The following is a 15463-nucleotide window of genomic DNA, read 5'->3' as shown; positions in this document are numbered from 1 at the left end:
AGTGTTAAAGTGTAGGCAATTTTATTCAGCGTTTATTATTGATTGTGCGATTATTATCTTTGCTCACTACTTTAGGAACTATCACATTCATGAGTTTCATCACTTCAGCTCACGCAACAGCAGCACAAGTGCCACTGACCACTTCGCAAATGCTTGGACAAAAGCTTATGCTCGATTTCCGCTATTACTGCGGTGAAAGCAAAAAGCCTAGTGGAGATTGTAGAGCAGCGATGACAACTTTACCGCCTGAGCTGTCCGAATTAATTAGTAAATACGACATCGGCGGCGCTATTTTGTTTGCCGAAAATGTGCAAAACACCGCGCAAATCGTCAGTCTAACCAATGCTTTGCAAAGTGCGGCACAACAAAGTAAAAGTCAACTTCCTTTATTTATTGCCATCGATCAAGAAGGTGGTCGTGTTGCGCGAATAAACCGTGAACAAGCAACGTCGTTTACCGGCAATATGATTATAGGGGCAACCTATCCAAAACAGGGCGATATTTACGCAACCAAAGTGGCAAGCGCAATTGGAAAGGAGCTAAATATCTTAGGGATCAACGTAAACTTCGCCCCAACGGTGGATGTGAACAGCAACCCGAACAATCCGGTGATCAATGTGCGCTCATTCTCGGAAAATCCGGAAGTGGTCGCCAAATTAGGTCTTGCTCAGGTAAAAGCATTTGAGGCCGCAGGTGTTCTCTCTGCGCTAAAGCATTTTCCTGGCCACGGTGATACACATGTTGATAGCCACACGGGACTACCTCGTGTTGATCACGACCGCGACAAAATAAACCAGCAAGATTTATTGCCCTTTGCCGAGATAATCAAAGCATCGCCTCCCGGCATGATAATGACTGCCCATATTCAATATCCGGCGCTCGACAACAGTAGAGTCGTTAACTCTCAAGGTGAGAGCATGATAAGGCCTGCGACTATGTCTTCTCAGATCATGACACAACTACTAAGACACGAGCTGGGATACCAAGGCGTGACCGTCACCGATGCGCTAGATATGGCTGGGATCAGCGACTTTTTTAATCCAGTCGATGCGACAATTGAAACGTTTAATGCTGGCGTGGATATCGCGCTAATGCCTATTGCTATTCGCAATCGTGCAGACATCAAACGCTTTGAGCAATATATGGCTCAGCTAGCTGACGCGCTTGAGACCAATAAACTAAACCAAGAACAACTTAGCAGTTCTATGGCGCGTATCGCTAAGATCAAGTCAAAGCTGCCACAATCAAGCGCTTCTTTGGCCATTGCTAATTCAACGCTGGGCAATCCAAGCCATCGTCGTTTAGAAGCAGAGCTTGCACTAGCGGCTATCACCGAAGTAAAAAACGATGGGGTATTACCGCTCAGAGATAACGCACAAGTTGTTCAGCTTATCATGCCTGACAGACAAAAATGTTTTGCACTGGAGCAAGCATTACAAACATACAGCAAAAACTCGCTGACACTTTCTTGTACAAGCCTACAAGCCTACGACCCGGACATTGCACATGATGCAATTAAACAGGCCGACGTGATAATCGCCGCACATGCATCACCACCACAAAGTGCAGTAGAAATTGGCGGCATGGACGATGTGAAAAAGTTACGAGAGCATGGGGTGGCGCGTAATGTACAACCCGAAGCGCTGAAAGCATTACTGCAATACGGTCAGCAACAGGGTAAAAAGCAGCTATTTATCAGCCTAAGAGCACCATACGAAATTAGTACCTTTGGTCCTCTTAGTAACGCAGTATTAGCAAGTTATGCTTATAATGTAGACGTAAATCATGATAAAAAAGTAGCTGGGCCTGCCTACACGGCGCTGGCCAAAGTGATTTTGGGAATAGCGAAAGCGGAAGGTTCACTGCCTGTTACAGTAAACCACTAATTGGAGGAATCTATGGATCCCAGTGCTTCTTTAAGTGCACCTCATGCAATAAGAAAAATGATCAAGGATGGTGATTATACGGGTCCTACTAAAGGGTTCGTGCCTGGGTTCACACAATGTAATGTGATTATTTTGCCACATAGCGAAGCATATTCATTCTTTCGCTTTTGTGAGAGTAATCAATCTGTTTGCAAGCTGATTATTCCGCCCAGCGAGCCGGGCAATTTCAACTTTGACACTTTAGGGAAAGATATAGACATTCGCTACCACCTCCCCAAGTATCAGATTTTAAAACATGGCCAGCTCGTTCAAGAATGCCATAATATAGAAGAGCACTGGCGCGACGACTTAGTTACCTTTGCTTTTGCCAGTTATCTTTCATTTGACAACTTACTCGCGCAGTATGGAATCAACCCGCCATCGGCGAATCCAACCACGCCTTTACCACTCTACATCAGTAATTTATCTTGCAACTCAGTAGATAAGTACGAGGCGAATCAAATATTGGCGATGCGCCCATTAACCAAGCTAAATCTTATTAGTGCCATTCAAGCGGCAACACTGAGCCGACTTCCCTATGCGTTGCCACTTCATTTTGGTGAGCCAAATGAGGTTGGGATCAAAGATCTTAGCAAGCCTAACTTTGGCGAGCCATTGACTTGTAAAGAGGGGCAGCTTCCGGTTTTTTGGGGTTCCAGCCTGACAGCTCAGTTAGCCATAGCAAAAGCGGCACCTGAGTTTTGTATTATGAATAGTCCACACCATTTATTGGTGACAGATAGACAAGATTTAGAACTTGCAGTAACGAAGTAGGAAATAAGCATGTTATTAAATTGCGACTTGGGTGAAAGCTTTGGCGCTTGGAAAATGGGGTTAGACGAACACGTAATGCCACATATCGACATGGCCAATGTCGCTTGCGGCTTTCACGCAGGAGATCCTGATGTACTCGCGCAAACACTCAAGCTGGTCAACACGCATCAAGTGACGCTTGGCGCACATCCAAGCTATCCAGACCGCCAAGGGTTTGGCCGCCGCTCAATGCAACTCTCTGAGCAAGAGATCACCAACGCCTTACATTACCAAATTGCCGCAATTGAAGGGATGGCAAAGGTGCAAGGCTTGACGCTAAGTTATGTAAAACCACACGGTGCGCTTTATAACGATATGATGAAGTCACAAAGGTTATTAAGCTGTGTTATCAAGGCCATTTCACACTACCCAAGTGAGCTTAAGCTGATGGTGCTAGCCACTGCGCAACAAGCAAACCACCAACAACTCGCCGACGACTATAAAGTATCACTGATTTTTGAGGCCTTTGCCGATAGGCTGTACACTGATGAAGGCTTACTTACTCCCCGTTCTGAAGCGGGCGCAGTGCATGACAAATCAGCGCTACTTGCGCAAGTTAAGCAATTACACCAGCAAGGCAGTGTCACGACTGCAAGTGGGAAGTCACTTTCCTTGCGCGCCGATACCTTATGTGTTCACGGTGACAATGAGGCGAGCATTGCCTTAATTGAAGAAATAAGAAACGTGATAAATCAATAATTTGTGATAGTCTGGCCGTACATGTTTAATAAGTGAAAGTTAACAAAGCGAAAGGACTTTACATGCAGCTCACAACAGAAAGACTTACCTTAAGACCCATACTTAATACAGATTGGCCGCTTTGGTTAGAACTTCATCAACAACCAGATGTCATGCGTTTCGTCGGTGAAATTACCGATGAAGCTACGCTGCGTGATAAATTTAACCATGGTTTAAGCGCCGGACTTGGGCAGTGGAACAAAGAAGATAACACTTGGCTCACCTTAGTGATTGAAGAAACGGCCACAGCGACCCCAATCGGGCTACACGGATTTTTAAGTATGTGGACACCGTTTCAACAGGCCGAGTTAGGTTTTATGCTCTCTCCCGAATTTCAAGGAAAGGGTTACGCCTTTGAAGCGTCTAGAGCAGTCATTGATTTTGCCTTGCACGAATGTAATTACCACAAGCTCATCGCCACCGTTACCCAAGGAAATCATGCCTCTCACCATCTACTCAAAAAACTAGGATTTGAGCTTGAAGGCACGCTAAAACATAACTTCCAAATTAACGGCGAGTGGGTAGATGACGAGAAGTTTGGATTATTGAGGATATGATCCGTACAGCAAGAACAAAACTTGTTGCACTCACTTCAGAGTATGCTGAGAAGCTTGTTACTTATCACTTAGAGAATCGCGATTACTTTGCACCGTGGGAGCCGTCTCGACCAGAAAGCTACTACTCAATGGACTATTGGTTGGGTCATGCAGAGCAAGCCGAACATGCCGCACGATCCGATACCGCTTATCACTTTATTGCGTTATTGCCAGAACGGCCTCAGATAGCTGGGCTATGCAGCTTCACCCAAGTTGCACGAGGTCCGTTTCAAGCTTGTTATTTAGGCTATTCCATAGCATCACAATTTGCGGGTCAAGGCTATATGACCGAGATCTTAGAAGCTGCAATCTCACATATGTTCGATCAGCGAAACATGCATAGGATCATGGCAAATTATATGCCTAGCAACGTGGCAAGCGCGAGAGTGTTGCAAAAACTAGGCTTTGAACAAGAAGGCTATGCTAAGCAATATCTGCGCATTGCTGGAAAATGGGAAGATCATGTTTTAACAGCCAAGCTAAGAGCAGAATAAACCCCGCGTTGACTATTTTTACATTCATTAACACCAACCTCTGTACTTAAAGACCCTAAAAAGGGTAAATTTTTAGTAAGTATATTGTAACAATCAGAGAAAATAATAATGAATAAAAAAATATTTCAACTCTCTTTAATCAGCTTAGGGTTAGTACATCTGAGTGCTTGTGACCTTTTTGGCGGTGATGATAAGAATACTCCACCAGAAATCGTAACCGCAATCGAAGCAAGTATTGGGGAGCGGAGCTTCCTAAGTGGTGGGGTGACAATTTCAGACAGTGATGGATCAATTTCGTCTCGCACTATAAAACAAACTTCAGGGCCAGACGTCATCGATCTTACCTTGGGCGATTCTAGTCTTTCTTTTACTGCACCAGAAGTCACTGAAGATACCAAAGTAGCCTTCTTGATAACTGCTACAGATGATGACGGTGATAAGGCAGAAAAAGAAGTTTCTGTCACCATCAAACAAATAAATAAATAAATAGAGCCCCTCTAATTACAGGGTCAGAACACAGCCTTGAATATAACAACACCTTAGAATTTACTCTGGATGTAAAAGATGAAGATGGCGATGCACTGGAGGTCACTTTCGAGCCGGCACTTTCGGGTGTTGTTGAATTAATTAATGCAACAACGCAGACATACAGCTATACCCCAACTCATAACAACATAACTAAAGAGATTTTGCACTTCGGCGTGAGCGATGGCGACCTCACAAACTCTGCAGAAGTTCAGATAGAAATTATCGATACAACAGCACCACGACTAATGACAAGTTTGCCAGAGTCCTCAGCGACTCGGGTTAGCTTAACAGGTGAGATCCAGCTGCACTTTGACGACAATATGTCCGCGTCTTGGTCAAGTGAAATTGGTACTTCAGAGTGTAATGGCGCAATTCATATAAGAGAATCTGGTAATCAAACTTGCGTAGAATTTTCAGTAGGACAAACACAGCAAGAAGATGGATACGCTTTTTCTTTAACACCAATGGAGCCCCTTAAAGCAGGCACTGAATATGAATTAACCATCTCAGAAACGGTGACCAACTTTTATGGGACTGCCATCGCCCAAGCTGAAAAGCTTACTTTTGTTACTGGACAGAAAGATTTACTTATCACCGAGATTTCATCGTCTAGGTATATCGATGATAACCGCTGGGTAGAAATCTACAACGGTACAGACGAAACTATCGATTTGAGTAATTATCAACTCGTTGCCGAAAGCATCGAGTTGGAAAACTACAATGATGGCGGCACTAAAGTCTTTCCGTTGAAGTCACAGCTACTTGAACCGGGCGAATATATCGTAGTGCAAAATGAACATGGACCTCAAACATGGCAGCGCAGCGTGACAAGCTCTAATCAGTTGATGCTAGTCGGCGATGGACAGTTTGCGCCAGCATGGTATATATCTGGGTATGTCGAATTACAAAACAAGCAAGGTGAAACGGTTGATTTTGTCCGTTTTGGCGAAAGTGATAAAGCACCAGCAACGCCTTCAGAATGGCAAGAAAGTGCCGAGTTATTACCAGTTTCAAATCAACTAGGTCAAAGCCTTGTTAGAACAAGCCTATTAACAGATACCAATTCGATTAGCGATTGGCAATCTGCCGCCTTTTTTACACCTGGCGGCAATAATGATGTGCTCTGTGATAAAGATGAGGACTTAGATGGAATCCCTGATTGTTCAGAGCAACCTGGTGGCACATTCGCAGGTCTACCTTTATACGAATGGGGTGCAAGAGCTGGCGTCAGAGATATTTTCATAGAAGTTGACTATATGGAAAGTAATGATGCAGGTATTACGCCTCACAAACCCGCACTCGACAAAGTAAAAGCGGCGTTTGCAGCTCAAGATATCGCAGTGCATTTTGACGTGGGTAATTTGTATCACCAAGCAGAAGGCTTATCACCTGAACAACATGATTTAGGAGGCGGAGAGCAGATCCCCTTTGTACAAACTACAACCTTTGCAAGTTCAGAGCAAGCGCCGAGTATTCTTGATCACAAAGCCAAGCATTTTGATCTTAAACGCCGACCGATTTTTCATTATATGCTGATGGCCAACAGCCAAGAAGCAGACGGCAGTGGCGGATCTTCTGGCTTAGCTGAATTATTTGGCAACGACCTTATTATCTCGCTGGGGAATTGGGGACTGAACTTAGAATCAGAACTTATGACCAATGTGACCTACAACTACCAAGCAGGAACAATTATGCACGAATTGGGGCATAATCTCGGTTTGTATCACGGCGGCAATGAAAATACTAACTTTAAGCCAAATCACTTTAGCGTGATGAATTATTTATATCAACTCAGTGGCTTATCAACCATTGGCAATAACGAAGGCGATCGATACTTACGTCGCTGGTTCCGTAAAAACGAAAACTGCTTTCCGGAAGGCTCTGCAATTTTAAACGGCCCGACAGATGATATTACGAACTTTGTTATTGACTACTCTCATGGTAAAAACCTGCCATTAGACGAAGCCAAATTGGACGAATCAAAAGGCCTTAATAATCCCAACTCAGAAGCCATTGATTTCAACTGTAATGGCAGCACTTCTGATGTTTTAGTGGACTTTAACCTCAATGATGACAGCGAAAACGCATCCATTTTGACTGACTACGATGAGTGGTCAAGTTTAATACTGAATTTTACACGCTTTTGGAGTGGTGCGAATAGCGGTCATTCGCATCAAACTACTGAAATACGTCCTAAACAGTCCATCATGCATTCCGACATTCAATTAGTACATGAGGAAACGGCACCACCGAAAGCGGTATTTGAACAAATTAAACGTTGGTCAAGCTATCAACAATAGATATAACGCACGAATAGGCCCTAGTTTGGGCCTATTTTTTACATTAACGTTAACCACTATTACGCTCAGAAGGCAGATCACTCATATATTCCACAAACTCAATTTCGTATCCGGCTGGATCAATAAAGTAAACGTTTTTTCGGTGTGGATGCTGCGCTCCGACTTTATCGACTACATAACCTGCTTCGGTTAACCTATTGACGACACGCTCGACACTTTGAACCACATAGGCAAAATGTGCCAAGCCGACTTGGTGACCTTCGAGTGCTCTGTTTTGACCCTCACCGTGATCGCTAAACGCTATATAATGATAGTCATCACCAAAATGCAGCCAGGTTCGTGCTTTGCCATACCACTTGCCGTGCCCTTTGCTTCTAACTTTCCAGTGAGGAAATGCGGCGCGATAAAAGTGAAGTACTTCTTCTAGGTCGCTAACTACCAAATTTACGTGTTCTAAGTACATATCATCCTATTCATTATAAATTTCGATAACTGCTGGCAACGATAAAACCGCAAGATAAGTTGAGGTAAAGCACTTTTTTATAGATTTTTAATTTGTTCACCGCAAAGAGTTGATTAAGCTGCAATATGGCGCATAGTGGAAATGATAATTAGAAACAGGATGAGTCATGAAATACTTTCTAGCAGGTGTCGCTATTGCAAGCTCAGCTTGCGCTGTGCAAGCCGCATCGCTTGAGCCAACCGATATATTTAATCTTGAATATGCTAATCAAATTGACATCACCAATGACGGTGACAAAGTCTTCTTCGTGCGCAACCGCATGGATATCAAAAGTGATAGAAAAGTCGGTAATATCTGGTCTGTAGACCTTGCTACCAATGCAATGCAGCCCGTTACCTCTGGATTGCACATGGATTATTCTCCTGTGCTGTCGCCTAGTAATGATCGCATCGCTTTTGTTTCTACTCGCGACGGTAGCAGCCAAATTTATGTGAAATGGTTAGCAACCGGTGCCATTGCCAAGATCAGCAATTTAGCCCATGGACCATCGGGACTACATTGGTCACCAGATGGTAAAAGCTTATACTTTAGCCAGTTTGTTCCCAGCCAAAAGGCACCACCGGTATCTGTTGCAGGGAAACCCAAAGGGGCAGAATGGGCAAAGCCACCCGTATTTATCGATGAGGTATATTATCGCGCCGACGGTGCTGGTTATACCGAACCTGGCTTTAATCATATTTTCAAAATTGACGCCAACGGTGGCAATGCAAAACAGTTAACCTCAGGCAACTTTGATCATGGCGGCGAACTGAGTTTTGCTGATGACGCAAAGACACTGTATTTTTCGGCTAATCGCCACAAGGATAACCAGTTAAACCCAACCAACAGCGAAGTCTATAAGCTAGACCTAAATTCGCTTGAAATCACAGCGGTAACTGACCGAGTTGGCCCAGATAATCACCCTGAGGTGTCGCCTAATGGCCGCTTTCTGGCTTACCTTGGTTATGATGATAAAAAAACCAATTACGAGAATAGCCTACTCTATGTCAAAGATCTCAAATCAGGCGAAACCAAAACCTATGCAGCCGATTTAGATAGAAGCCTTGCCTCTATCACTTGGGCCGCCAACAGCCGTGGCGTCTATGTAAGTTACGACAGTGAAGGGAAAACCACACTTGGCTATCAGCCGTTAAAAGGGCGTTTTGAGCTGATAACGAATGCCATTGGTAGTGTTAGTTTTGGTCGCCCCTATTCAGGTGGTGACTATGCCATCAGTGATCGTGGATTAGTAGCTTTTACACTCGCAGATACCCAGCGCCCTGCCGATGTTGCAATCGTAAAACGCGGCGAGCCAAGACCAATTACAAAGCTTAACGAAGATGCACTTGGCGATAAAACACTGGCAAAAGTTGAAGAAGTTTGGCTAAAGTCGAAACATGATCAATTGCCAATTCAAGCTTGGGTCGCCTACCCTCCCGGGTTCGATAAATCTAAAAAGTATCCGCTCGTACTTGAGATCCACGGTGGCCCAGTTGCAAACTACGGCCCACATTTTAGCGCCGAAGTACAACTTTTTGCCGTCCAAGGCAGCGTGGTGCTTTACATGAATCCACGGGGCAGCGATTCCTACGGCAAAGAGTTTGCCCAAACTATCCACCACAACTACCCAAGTCATGACTTTGATGACCTAATGACAGGTGTGGATCATCTGATCGGCGAAGGCTATATAGACAAAGACCGCTTGTTTGTTACGGGCGGTTCAGGTGGTGGCGTACTCACCGCGTGGACGGTCGGTCACACGGATAGATTCGCAGCAGCAGTCGTAGCAAAGCCAGTGATCAACTGGTATAGCTTTGTATTAACAGCAGATTTCTATCCATTTTTTGCGGACTACTGGTTCCCAGGAAAACCATGGGAGCACATGGAACATTATATGAAACGTTCGCCTATTAGCTATGTGGGTAATGTAAAAACCCCAACTATGCTACTGACAGGTGAAGCGGATTATCGTACGCCAATCTCAGAAACTGAGCAGTATTATCAAGCGCTTAAGCTACAAGGTGTAGAAACAGCTATGGTCAGAATCCCAGATGCCTCACACGGAATCACCAAAAGGCCATCCAACCTGCTAAACAAAGTGGCTTATATTCAGTGGTGGTTCGACAAACACGATCCGAAGAAATAAACGGGATCCCAACCAAGCCGGGGCAGTCTTGCCTCGGTTTATTTACTAATTTATCTAACTTGTTTATTGTTAAAGAAAATTCACAAAAATAGGGAATTCAATATGGATTATGTCTCTCTCAATCGTGCGGCATGGGAAGAACGAGCCAAGGCACATTTTGACTCTGAGTTTTATGACGTCAATCGCTTTTTGCAAGGTACCTCTTCGCTCAATCCCATTGAATGTGAGCTACTTGGTGATGTATCAGGCAAGAGTCTGCTTCACCTACAATGTCACTTCGGCTTAGATAGCCTATCATTCGCAAGGCTGGGGGCTAAGGTAACTGGTGTCGACTTTTCGACAGAAGCCATAACCCGAGCAAATACATTGGCTCAACAAACTCGGCTTAATGCCAGTTTTATCTGTCTGGATATCGCGCAATTTGGGCTTGAGAATACCACACAATTCGACATTGTCTTTGCATCCTATGGCACCATCTGCTGGTTGCAAGATTTATCTCAATGGGCTGCCACTATTGCCCGTGCATTAAAGCCCGGCGGTCAGTTTTGTCTCGTGGAGTTTCACCCCAGTATTGACCTTCATTTAGGTTACCCTTACTTCCCACAAACTCAGCCGGATATTAGCGAAGAATCAACCTATACTGAGAACCACCAAGATAGCGAACAAACCATTGCGACTTGGCCACACTCAATCGCCGAAGTGATGCAGTCCTTAATGCAAGCAGGTCTTACAATTACCCACTTCGATGAGCACCCTTTTAGTCCATATAACTGCTTTGAAGGTTTAGAGGCGGTGTCTGGACACGGCTTTCAATTATTGAGCAAAGGGCATCAAGTGCCACTACTATTTTCAATATTGGCGAATAAAGCGGAGTAGAACTCACTACTCCGACATCTTTATTTTATATCCAATACAATCACGAGACTTTTTTGCACAATCTTTGCGCACCTAGCTAGCTACCAAAATTCAATATGATCTTACAAGCTTTCTGTTTTAAGCTAATTATTGCAAAATACTAAATTAAAGTTTTACTTCAAAAATATTCCCGCTATAGGAAAAATATAACATCTTGATAAATATCATTTTTTATCGATTTATTTTTCCGAACATACCAATTTGTTTTTCTGGATTTTCTCTTTTTAATTTGTGAACTAAAGTTTAACACGCAGTTTGAGACACACTTTAATTACGAGGGAAAACCCCATGAATAGAAAATCTAGAACGATGTTGTCTGCCGTAGCGCTCGCAGTAACAACAACGCTATCAGCCCCGAGCTTTGCTGCAATGAGTGAAGCAAAAACCAACCAATTTTGGTGGCCAGAACAACTAAACCTAAGCCCATTAAGACAACACAGCCCAGAATCCAACCCTTACGGCGCAAACTTTGATTATGCAGCTGAATTCAATAAATTAGATCTTAAGCAAGTCAAAAAAGACATTGAGCAAACACTCACCAATTCACAAGACTGGTGGCCTGCCGACTGGGGACATTATGGTCCGTTTATGATCCGTATGGCATGGCATAGCGCTGGGGTCTATCGTGTACACGATGGCCGTGGTGGCTCGGCAGGTGGCCAACAACGTTTCGATCCGTTAAACAGCTGGCCTGATAATGCAAACTTAGACAAAGCAAGACGATTATTATGGCCGATTAAACAAAAGTACGGTCGTAGCCTATCGTGGGCAGACCTAATGGTCTTAGCGGGCAACGTTGCGCTTGAGTCAATGGGCTTTAAGACCTTTGGTTTCGCCGGTGGCCGTCAAGACGATTGGGAGCCAGATTTAGTTTATTGGGGTCCAGAAGATGCTTTCTTAAAAGACGAGCGTCGTGACAAGAAAGGCAAACTAAAGGGCCCATTAGCAGCCGTTGAAATGGGACTTATTTATGTCAACCCTGAAGGCCCACACGGTAAACCAGATCCATTACTTGCCGCGAAAGACATTCGCATGTCATTTGGTCGCATGGCCATGAACGACGAAGAAGTGGTCGCTCTTATCGCGGGTGGTCACACCTTTGGTAAAGCACATGGCGCGAAAAAGCCATCTGATTGTGTGGGTAAAGAACCAGCCGCTGCAGAGATTGAAGCACAAGGCCTAGGCTGGAAAAATAAATGCGGCACGGGTAAAGGTGCAGACACCACGACAAGTGGTTTAGAAGGTGCTTGGACGGTCACACCAACTCAGTGGTCAACCAATTATCTCGACAACCTAATGAACTTCAATTGGGTAATTACAAAAAGCCCAGCTGGTGCGACCCAGTGGATCCCAGATAACAAAGCTGCGGCAAACCTAGTACCAGACGCCCACATTGAAGGTAAACGCCATGCACCGATAATGTTCACCACAGATTTGGCATTAAAATTTGACCCTGAATATCGCAAGGTCATTGAACGCTTCCGCAAAGATCCAAAGCAATATGAATTGGCGTTCGCGAAAGCTTGGTTCAAATTGACTCACCGTGATATGGGCCCAAGAGCCCGTTATGTAGGTTCGGAAGTACCGAGCGAAGTACTTACTTGGCAAGATCCAATTCCAAAAGCAGACTATAAGATGATTGATAGTAAGGACATAAATGCCCTGAAAAAATCAATCTTGAACTCAGGTCTAACAAAGCAAGAACTGATCAGAACAGCATGGTCGGCAGCATCTAGCCACCGTGTTACTGATATGCGTGGTGGTGCTAACGGTGGCCGTTTACGCCTTGAGCCTCAGATAAGTTGGGAGATAAACAACCCTGACGAGGTAAACAAAGTGCTAGCTACATTGACGGACATTCAAACCCGCTTTAATAAGCGCGCTGGCAAAAAAGCAGTCTCTATTGCCGACTTGATTGTGTTAGGTGGTTCTGCAGCAGTTGAAAAAGCTGCAAACGACGCAGGCTACAAAGTAAATGTAGCGTTTAAACAAGGCCGTACCGATGCCTCACAAGCACAAACGGACGTCTTATCATTTAGCTACCTTGAGCCAAAGGCAGACGCGTTCCGTAACTATTACAGTGATGAGGCGTTTATGTCACCAACTGAAATGTTAGTAGACAAAGCCAATATGCTGGACCTATCTGTACCTGAGATGACAGTACTATTAGGCGGCCTACGTAGCTTAGACGCAAACTACAAAGGTGCAGAGCACGGTGTATTTACTGACAAACCAGGTCAGTTGAGCAACGACTTCTTTGTTAACCTGCTAGATATGTCGACTAAATGGTCAAAGGTAGAAGGTCAAGAAGGCCTATACGAAGGCCGTGACCGTAAAACTGGAGAGATAAAATGGACGGCAACACCAGTTGATTTAATCTTTGGTTCTAACTCTGAGCTTCGCGCAATTACCGAAGTCTATGCATCGGACGATGCCAAACAGAAGTTTGTAGACGATTTTATCGCCGCTTGGGTGAAGGTAATGCAACTAGACCGCTTTGACTTAAAATAAACCAATTAAGTAGAGCAAACAGGGCCTAATTTCGGCCCTGTTTTTTATTCGTGCTGCAAACCTTTCAAGGTCAAAGTCAGCTCTCAGATTATAAAGGTTTGATTTGTACTGCTGCCACGGCTATGCGCTAGGCAAAGTTAGTAAGTGGTTAGTAAACAATTCCTTCTATCAAACTCTAGTTTTCAAGGTCTCTGCCGATAACAGTTCACCTGCAGTAAACCAATTAATTTTGTATGAACACCTCTCCTAAAGTTAGTACTTTATCAACGCAAAACAGCGAATATAAAATTGAAGCAAATAAAGTAGGATACAAATTAACTTCAACTGAGCTAAATAGGCTTTCTGGCCGTGAAGCAACAGAAAAAGCTGAACAAGATAAAAGAAGTGAGTTACCAAGTCATATTCAAAAAATGGTTGAGCAGTTAGAAAAGCTTAAAGAACTTTTAGAACAGGCAAAGAAGCAACTTGAAAAGTTAAAAGCTCAAACAAACCAAGATGACGAAACTCTCAAAGCACAAATAGAATTGCAACATCAAATGGTAGCTCAGTTACAAATGCAAATGATGACCCTAAGTAAAGAGATCGGGGAAGCAATGAAAGAGGCTGATATCAGCGACCCGGGAGTTTTACTGTCAGTGCTAATCTGAACTGGTACAGCAAATATGGATGATTGTTTATCTGGCCGACCTTGAAATAGTTGGCTTTATACAATAGTTAAAGAGCCAATTCTCCAATGGCTGGTGGTAAATAGATTTTATATGCACTTATTTTATTCAGTTTTTAGTTTGTTACAAACGTGGATGTCAATTCAGCTAGGTTCTTCAATTTAGTTGGTGCAGAAAAAATCGGCGCTTAGCGCGCCGTGTGACCGGAGTGAACTTAATGATCGATCATATCTGCTAAAATTATGGCTGCGTGGGTTTCCACCACACCTGAATCGAAACCATACATATGCCCATATTTGTTCGCTAGTTCGGAATGCACATTGTTGACGATCTCTTCTTGCCAGCGTTTGAACCAAATGAAGTGGTTGCCGTCACTAAAAATTGGGGTGTAGGGTGCAACTTCTAATTGTTTACCGACTTCAGTTCTAACATCAACAATGTATTCCAGCAGATCTTTTACGTCCTTTTTTGAGCCTATATTGCCATGACCTCCATTAATAAAGTTCCAGTGCTTACTGAGGGGTTTCCTCAGAAGATTTTGTAGATCCACTTCGTAACCATGGAAATCTCCCGCTCCCGCGAAATTGTAAAACGGCAGCTGATCAGGGTTAATCATGTCGGCGAAATGCAGCACGCGATCGCTTGGAACTAGAATCATCGTGTTATCCGGTGTATGACCAGAACCTTCTGGTGCCATCATCTTCAGCCTTATTGAGCCAAATTTGACCGTTCTAGCTCTTTTCAAATCGTACACTTCATTTGGTGCTGGAACTTTAGGGGTTCTTACACCGTTTTCGTCCAATTCTGCGTGGAGGTTGATCTTGTCAGCAACGGTTTGACTAGCGATAACACGGACATGCCCCACCCTTGGATAACTTTTCTTAATTAAGTCAATTAGTTGATTACCTCCTCCGACATGATCTAGGTGATAATGAGAATACATAATAGCAGTGATCGGCTTATTGGTGATGGATTGAATACCTCGAAAAAGCGCATCAATACGGCCATCACCAAGAGGGTCAATCAGCAACACCGAGTCTTTGGACACCACAACGGTAGCATTGTAGTAATTTACTCCGATCCAGTAGGTATTTTTACCCAATTTTTGCACCGTGAATTTACTGTCATCAAACTGGCGTTCATAAAGGTTATTGATTTTTTGGCCGATTTTCAGCGAGTGCTTTGTTGATGGTTCGACTTCGGTTTGAACCGTTTCACCAGGGAATAAAATCGCGTGCTGGTTATTATGGTCATGGCCTTTCGCACTGACATTAAAAGCAAACACTGCAGCAGCAATAGGGGTTAAAGCTAAGGTGGATAGTTTCATTTT

13 protein-coding genes and 1 pseudogene are annotated in these 15463 nt (G+C 43.9%); 12 read left to right on the top strand and 2 right to left on the bottom strand.

The genetic code is table 11. From position 1 onward, the window contains the following. Positions 1–89: 89 nt before the first annotated feature. The 8 genes and pseudogenes from PPIS_RS20495 to PPIS_RS20465 all read left to right on the top strand — a co-directional run bounded on the left by PPIS_RS20495 (position 90) and on the right by PPIS_RS20465 (position 7394). Positions 90–1886, top strand: a complete 1797-nt coding sequence (locus PPIS_RS20495) for a glycoside hydrolase family 3 protein (protein WP_010375724.1) — start codon at positions 90–92, stop codon at positions 1884–1886. Between the two features lie 12 nt (positions 1887–1898). Next, positions 1899–2699: a D-glutamate cyclase family protein gene (locus PPIS_RS20490; RefSeq protein ID WP_010375723.1), complete on the top strand. Its 801-nt coding sequence runs from the start codon at positions 1899–1901 to the stop codon at positions 2697–2699. Between the two features lie 9 nt (positions 2700–2708). Next, on the top strand, positions 2709–3437 hold the full coding sequence (locus PPIS_RS20485; RefSeq protein ID WP_010375722.1) for a 5-oxoprolinase subunit PxpA: 729 nt from the start codon (positions 2709–2711) through the stop codon (positions 3435–3437). 62 nt (positions 3438–3499) lie between these two features. Then, complete coding sequence (locus PPIS_RS20480) at positions 3500–4033, top strand: GNAT family N-acetyltransferase (RefSeq protein ID WP_010375721.1); 534 nt, start codon at positions 3500–3502, stop codon at positions 4031–4033. Continuing rightward, a complete protein-coding gene (locus PPIS_RS20475; RefSeq protein WP_010375720.1) occupies positions 4030–4566 on the top strand; it encodes a GNAT family N-acetyltransferase in 537 nt (178 codons plus the stop codon). Before PPIS_RS20480 ends, PPIS_RS20475 begins: the two co-directional genes overlap by 4 nt. Before the next feature lie 108 nt (positions 4567–4674). Beyond that, positions 4675–5052 (top strand): hypothetical protein, encoded by a 378-nt coding sequence (locus PPIS_RS20470; RefSeq protein ID WP_010375719.1) that lies wholly within the window; start codon positions 4675–4677, stop codon positions 5050–5052. Continuing rightward, positions 5049–5249 (top strand): annotated as a pseudogene (locus PPIS_RS25845) (hypothetical protein); the annotation flags it as partial. The gene PPIS_RS20470 and the pseudogene PPIS_RS25845, both read left to right, overlap by 4 nt. A gap of 6 nt (positions 5250–5255) precedes the next feature. Then, positions 5256–7394 carry an Ig-like domain-containing protein gene (locus tag PPIS_RS20465; RefSeq protein ID WP_021032579.1) on the top strand — a complete coding sequence of 713 codons (2139 nt, stop codon included), beginning with the start codon at positions 5256–5258 and terminating at the stop codon, positions 7392–7394. A 49-nt stretch (positions 7395–7443) separates the two neighbouring features. Here PPIS_RS20465 and PPIS_RS20460 read toward each other — a convergent pair whose 3' ends face one another. After that, the gene (locus PPIS_RS20460) at positions 7444–7857 is read right to left on the bottom strand and encodes a VOC family protein (protein WP_010375714.1); all 414 of its coding nucleotides are present in this window, start codon (positions 7855–7857) and stop codon (positions 7444–7446) included. Between the two features lie 166 nt (positions 7858–8023). On the opposite strand from PPIS_RS20460, the gene PPIS_RS20455 reads away from it, so the two are divergent. The 4 genes from PPIS_RS20455 to PPIS_RS20440 all read left to right on the top strand — a co-directional run bounded on the left by PPIS_RS20455 (position 8024) and on the right by PPIS_RS20440 (position 14115). After that, positions 8024–10042, top strand: a complete 2019-nt coding sequence (locus PPIS_RS20455) for a S9 family peptidase (protein ID WP_010375712.1) — start codon at positions 8024–8026, stop codon at positions 10040–10042. A gap of 102 nt (positions 10043–10144) precedes the next feature. Then, positions 10145–10918 carry a class I SAM-dependent methyltransferase gene (locus PPIS_RS20450; protein WP_010375710.1) on the top strand — a complete coding sequence of 258 codons (774 nt, stop codon included), beginning with the start codon at positions 10145–10147 and terminating at the stop codon, positions 10916–10918. 327 nt (positions 10919–11245) lie between these two features. After that, positions 11246–13468 carry a catalase/peroxidase HPI gene (gene katG, locus PPIS_RS20445; RefSeq protein WP_010375708.1) on the top strand — a complete coding sequence of 741 codons (2223 nt, stop codon included), beginning with the start codon at positions 11246–11248 and terminating at the stop codon, positions 13466–13468. 233 nt (positions 13469–13701) lie between these two features. After that, positions 13702–14115, top strand: coding sequence for a hypothetical protein (locus PPIS_RS20440; RefSeq protein WP_010375706.1), 414 nt, complete (start codon positions 13702–13704; stop codon positions 14113–14115). 232 nt (positions 14116–14347) lie between these two features. On the opposite strand, the gene PPIS_RS20435 is transcribed toward PPIS_RS20440, so the two are convergent. Beyond that, the gene (locus PPIS_RS20435; RefSeq protein ID WP_010375704.1) at positions 14348–15460 is read right to left on the bottom strand and encodes a VarG family subclass B1-like metallo-beta-lactamase; all 1113 of its coding nucleotides are present in this window, start codon (positions 15458–15460) and stop codon (positions 14348–14350) included. Between the last annotated feature and the right edge of the window lie 3 nt (positions 15461–15463).

It is taken from the genome of Pseudoalteromonas piscicida (genome assembly GCF_000238315.3).
Lineage (GTDB): Bacteria > Pseudomonadota > Gammaproteobacteria > Enterobacterales > Alteromonadaceae > Pseudoalteromonas > Pseudoalteromonas piscicida.
Note: the sequence above shows the minus strand (reverse complement) of the source record. Positions and strands in the feature narration are given on the sequence as shown.